5 protein-coding genes are annotated in these 4,688 nt (G+C 73.5%); all 5 read left to right on the forward strand.

All coding sequences use genetic code 11. The annotated features are described in order from the left end of the window. Positions 1–2 precede the first annotated feature (2 nt). Complete coding sequence (locus F4X11_07650) at positions 3–701, forward strand: hypothetical protein (GenBank protein ID MYN64886.1); 699 nt, start codon at positions 3–5, stop codon at positions 699–701. Then, positions 701–2,017, forward strand: coding sequence for a TrbI/VirB10 family protein (locus F4X11_07655; protein ID MYN64887.1), 1,317 nt, complete (start codon positions 701–703; stop codon positions 2,015–2,017). Before F4X11_07650 ends, F4X11_07655 begins: the two co-directional genes overlap by 1 nt. Then, complete coding sequence (locus F4X11_07660) at positions 2,014–3,129, forward strand: hypothetical protein (protein MYN64888.1); 1,116 nt, start codon at positions 2,014–2,016, stop codon at positions 3,127–3,129. Before F4X11_07655 ends, F4X11_07660 begins: the two co-directional genes overlap by 4 nt. A 32-nt stretch (positions 3,130–3,161) precedes the next feature. Next, complete coding sequence (locus F4X11_07665) at positions 3,162–4,142, forward strand: type IV secretion system protein (GenBank protein ID MYN64889.1); 981 nt, start codon at positions 3,162–3,164, stop codon at positions 4,140–4,142. Continuing rightward, positions 4,142–4,688 (forward strand): hypothetical protein (locus tag F4X11_07670; GenBank protein ID MYN64890.1); only part of this gene is annotated, 547 nt, incomplete at its 3' end. The genes F4X11_07665 and F4X11_07670, both read left to right, overlap by 1 nt.

The raw sequence follows: 4,688 nt of genomic DNA on the forward strand, positions 1-4,688 counted from the left end.
GCGTGCGCCACGTCACCACGGTGGCGCTGCCGGAGACGGCCGAGATCGTCGAGGCCGTCGTGGGCGACGCCGAGCGCTGGGACGTGTCGGCGGCGGCGCACCTGGCGTTCGTCCGGCCGCTGGCCCCCGGCGCCCGCTCGAACCTCGTGCTGCTGACGGCCGCGGGAGCCATCGTGCCGCTGACGCTGGTCGAAAGCGCCGATGCGCCGGTGGACACGGTCCTCCGCGTCGGCCCCCGCTCGGCGGAGCCGGCCGGCGGCGGTCCCGCGCTGGCTTCCGCCGATGCGGTCGCCGCAACGGCTGCCCGCGCGGCCGAGACCTGGGAGGCGGTCGCGGATGCGGAGGCGCGCGCGGCCGAGCGTATCGAGGCAGCCCGCTCGGCGGCGCAGGCCGCACTCGACGCGCGCCGCGAAGCCTATCCGCGGCAGGCGCGCTTCGACTACCGCTGGACCACCGAGGCGGCCGGCTACCCGTGGCTGGTCGAGGAAATGTGGCACGACGGCCGGCGGACGTTCCTGCGGACGCGGGCGCTGTCGCCGGACCTCTACGAGCACGTGGGCGGGGAGCTGGAACGGGTCGCGGTGTCGGAAGTGCTCGATGGCGTGCTGCACGTGGTCCCGCGGGTGCTCGGGTCCGGCGCGATGGAAGTCGGCGAGCGGCGGCTGCGGTGGACGGCCGTACTGAGAAAGGAAGGCCCGTGATGGCGAAGTGGAAGCAGGTGCTCCAACCCCCGGCCGGTGCGCTGCCGGGGAACCTGGTCACCAAGGCCGGCGTGGGCATCATCGCCGTGCTGCTGGCCGGTCTCTTGCTGAGCCAGTCGGGCGGGGACGAGGAAGCCGAGGATGCCGGCGCGGCCGAGCCGGAGGTCACCGGACGAGGCATGGTCGGGCAGCTCCGGTCGCGGCTGACGCAGCTCGCCGAGCAGCGCCGGGTCGAGGAGGACGACGGCGGGGAGTCTGGTGACACCCATCCGCCGCAACTGCCGCCGGCTCCGCCGGGGCCGGGCGGCGCGGCGTCGGAGGACTCGTCGTCGCTTCCGACGGCCGGCGAGGTGGAGCTGCGCGAGCGGCTGCGGCTGGAGGCCATCGAACGGCGCGCCCGGTCGCTGCGCGCGCCAAGCGTCGTGCAGACCTTCCGGGACGAGCTGCGTCGAGGCGACGGCGACGTTGTCGACCCGGACCGCAGCGGTTCAGGGGGAATGGCGCCGGCTGCGCCCGCCGTAGTCGCTGGCGACGCCGGCACGGCGTCGAGCCTGCCGGCGCCGCCCGACCCGGCCGCCATAGCCGACCGCATGCAGGACGCGAACGCGGCGCTGCTGGCGGGGCTGGCCGGCGGCGACGCTGCGGACCCGGCCGCACGCACCGTGCCGGGCGTGACCGGGCCGCCCGTGGATGCGACGGCGGAGCCGGCGGTGGTGAGGACCCCGATGGACCCGGACGGATGGGAGCGGGTCTACGAGGGATCGGTGCTGAGCGCGGTGCTCGTCACGCAACTCGACGGCGACTTCGCCGGCCCGGCTCTCGCGCAGGTCGCGATCCCATTCTACTCGCGCGACCGCCAGCGCATCCTCGTGCCGCGCGGCGCACGGCTGCTCGGCGCGGCGGAGGCCGTCCGGCATCAGGACCAGAGCCGGCTGGCGGTCGGCTTCCACCGGCTCGTCTGGCTCGACGGCCGCTGGGTCGACCTCGCGTTCCACGGCCTGAACGCCATCGGCGAGAGCGCACTGGCGGACCAGGTCGACCGCCACTACGCGTCGACGTTCGCCGCCGCCGGCGCGGTCGGCCTGCTCGCCGGACTGACGCTCCAGGGCTCCGACCCGTACGCCGGGGGCGGGGCCGGCTTCCGCGCCGCGTCCGGGCAGGGCTTCGGCCAGTCGGCGACGCAGATCCTCGGGCGGTTCCTCAACCGCCTGCCCACGGTCACGGTGCGCGCCGGCCACCGGCTGCGTGTCTGGGTGACCTCGGACTTCCTCGTGCCGCGGCCCGAGCCGCACCCGGAAAGGATGTACCGGAAATGACGAACAGATGGCGCTTGTTGATTGCAGGCGTGGTGGCCGCCGTCGCGATCGGAACGTGGTCGAGCCGGCGCGCCGAGGCGTGCCTGTTCGGCTCGTGCGACGCGATCATCATCGCCAACCAGGTGACGCAGATCGCCCACATGGTGACGCAGATCTCGAAGATGGTCGACCAGCTCCAGTCGCTCGACGGCGTGCTGGCGACGACCACCGAGCTGGTTACGTCGAACGACATCGGCATGGGCAACATCGGCCGGCTGCGCGAGGTGACCGACGCCGAGTGGCTGATCGGCCGCCACGGCATCGGCCTGTCGACGAGCACGAGCGCGGGCGGCGTCGGCGCGTTCCTCCAGCGGATTCCCGGCGTCACGGACGAGGCCGGCTGGCTCGACGTGCTGGCCGCGCCGAGTCTCGGCGACCCGGCGGCGGCGACGGTGCTGCTGGGCGGGCGGCCGGCGACGGAGACCTCGGCGGCCGAGCCGAGCACATTCCGCTCGTGGACCGCTCCGAGCGGCCCGGCCTGGTCCGGTCCCGGCCGCAACGCGGCGCGCGAGGCGCTCGACATCCTCGGCGACGTGGCCGAAGGCACCGCGACGTGGCGCACTGTGTGGGACGACATCGAGGCGGCGCTGCCGCCGTCGGTCACGGCCGCCGACCTGCGGGGGCTGCGCATGGCGCGTGCAGTTGCCGACCGGTTGGTGCGTCTCTGGCGGCGGTCGGAGCGGCGGGCGGCGGCCGAGCTGACGCACGCGCACGCGGTCGCCGAAGCTGCCTCGACCCTGGCCGTGCAGGTCGGCGAGTCGGCGGCGCACCTGTCGGACTTGCGCGACGACGACCTGATGCGAACGCAGCGCGTCGACCAGGCCGCGCTCGCGAACGGCGTGACGCAGACCGAGCTGCTGCTGGCGCAGGCGCAGCTTGCCGCCTTCGAGGCGGCGCGCGAAGCCCGCGAGCGCTACGAGGTCGAGCGGGCGCGGCGCGAGGCGGCGGCACGTTGGCAGGACGACACCGTGCAGGCGCGGACCGAGCACGACGCCTTCCTCGCGGATCTGGCTGCGGCCGAGTCCGCCGTCATCGACAGCCACCGGCGCGTCCCGTCGCCGTCGAATTGGTAGTCCGGCCGCAACCCTGGAGGAAAAGAGCAGCCATGACACCAATCGACTTGCTGTTGATGCTCCAGCAGGCGTCCGTCCTGACGGACCAGTTGATGGCCTCGGTGGCTCCGGCCGTGGCCACGGCCGGGATGCAGCTCTGGCAAGGGCTGGCGCTGATCGTCGTCGTCTGGACCGGCGCGCAGATGGCCCTTGCCGGCCACGGCGTCAACATGGCCGCCGTCGTCCGCATGGTCGTCGGGCTGTCGATCCCGCTCGGCATGCTCCGCTTCTACACGGCGCCGCTGCCGGGGACCGGCCGGAGCGTCCCGGACCTGATCACGGGGATGGGCGACTGGCTCCAGGGAATGATCGTCGCCGACGCCGGGACCGCGATGCTGGAGCAGCTCGGTCTCGCGACCGGCGCGTGGCGGGAGCTGTTCGCCGGCCAGGGGCTGTTCGGGAGCCTTGCCTCGTTCGGCTGGAACGTCGTCGCGGACCTGCCGGGCGTGCTCGACGCGGCCTTCGACCTCTTCATGACGCTCGGACTGATGGTCGTCCTCCTCATGGGTCTGGTGGTGGTCTTCGCGCTCGGGCAGGCGCAGGTCATGTGGGCGCAGATCGCGCTCTCCATCGCGCTGGTGCTCGGCCCGGTGTTCATCCCCTGGATGCTGGTGCCGCAGCTCTCGTTCCTCTTCTGGGGCTGGTTCCGAACGGTGCTCGTCTACTCGCTCTATGGGGCCATCGCGGCGGCGGTCTTCCGGGTCGTCACCGAGCTGGGGATGTTCGTCGTGCAGGGGTGGACGGGCGACGTGTCGGCCGACGTGGAGTGGGCGGGGCCGACGGGGATCCTGACCGCGATGCGGCGGTCGCTGGTGACCATCCCCTACATCGTGGCGGCCGGATTGGCGACGCTGAAGGTGGGCGAGCTGACGCAGATGCTCGTCTCGGGCTCGGGCAATGTCAGCTCGGGTGCGTCGGGCCGCGCGGTGCAGACCGCGTCGGCGGCGCGCGTGGTGATGACGGGGGGAGTGTGATGGTGGCGCGGGAGTTCGCGGAGATATGGGGAGAGCAGATGCACGCGGCGCGGCATCTGCGGGTGGTCACCGGGGCGCTGGCGCTGGTCGTCCTGGTGCTGGCCGTCGCGTTGGTGCGCCTCGCGTGGGCGCCGCAGCCGAAACCCCTGGTCGTGCGCGTCGACGAGGTCGGGCGCGCCGAGGCGGTCGCCTACGAGGCGATGGAGGCGCAGGCCGACCCGCTGGACCCGACCACGGGCTTCTTCCTGCACCGCTTCGTCGTCGACCACTACTCGCGCCGGCAGGGCACGGTGCGCGAGTACTGGGAGCGGTCCTTGTGGTTCCTGACGCCGGAGGTGGCCAACGCCGCCTACGCCGAGCAGGCCGAGGACGTGGCGGCGACGGCGGTCGGGCTGGCCGACGAGGAGCTGCACGTCGAGGACGTGGCCGTCCGCATCCTGCCGCAGCCGGCCGAGCCGCACGGCGCGGCGGCGACCTTCGACCTCGTGCGAATGCGCGGCGGCGAGGAGCTGGCCCGCGAGTCCTGGTCGGTCTCGATGCGCTTCT

Source organism: Acidobacteriota bacterium (assembly GCA_009861545.1).
Lineage (GTDB): Bacteria > Acidobacteriota > Vicinamibacteria > Vicinamibacterales > UBA8438 > WTFV01.

Excerpts from the sequence above, each read along its gene's own strand:
- F4X11_07655 (MYN64887.1), top strand. The coding sequence starts at position 701 with ATGGCGAAGTGGAAGCAGGTGCTCCAACCCCCGGCCGGTGCGCTGCCG.
- F4X11_07660 (MYN64888.1), top strand. The coding sequence starts at position 2,014 with ATGACGAACAGATGGCGCTTGTTGATTGCAGGCGTGGTGGCCGCCGTC.
- F4X11_07665 (MYN64889.1), top strand. The coding sequence starts at position 3,162 with ATGACACCAATCGACTTGCTGTTGATGCTCCAGCAGGCGTCCGTCCTG.